The 503-nt window shown below is 51.1% G+C and carries 1 pseudogene; it reads left to right on the forward strand.

The window, feature by feature from the left end:
* Nucleotides 1–8 precede the first annotated feature (8 nt).
* Nucleotides 9–503, forward strand: a pseudogene (locus ACP7BV_RS27855) (hypothetical protein); the annotation flags it as partial.

Below are 503 nucleotides of genomic sequence, written 5' to 3' on the forward strand. Positions count from 1 at the left end.
GTTTGATGATGCACCCCGGACTAATCACCCCGACGAATATTGAGAGATGCATGCAAGCGGCTTTCACAGCAAAGCTTAACTCAGGATGCATTTCCCGGCAGGTGGGCGCCGTAGTAGCTGATAGTGGCTCTTCCGTAAAGTCGATCGGCTGGAACGACGTGCCTCGAGGTCAGGTACCATGCGCGCTGCGTAACGTTCGCCACTTATTCTCTCAACAAGATCCAAATGCCTTTAGCGAATATGAAAACGGTGAGGAATTCAGAACCCATATTTTGGCGCAGCCATTGGCGCGCCTTCAGCTGCCTCATTATGAAGGGCGCAATTTATCCTACTGCTTCAAAGCCAACTACAACGAATTAAAAGACGAGAAGAATCAGGTGCACACTAGATCGCTTCATGCCGAGGAGAACGCATTTCTTCAACTTGCGAGAGGGACGGGTCAGGTAGCCGAAGGAGGGTTCCTGTTCACAACGGCGAGTCCCTGCGAATTATGCGCGAAAAAG

It is taken from the genome of Massilia sp. TSP1-1-2 (genome assembly GCF_049896185.1).
Classification (GTDB): domain Bacteria; phylum Pseudomonadota; class Gammaproteobacteria; order Burkholderiales; family Burkholderiaceae_D; genus Telluria_A.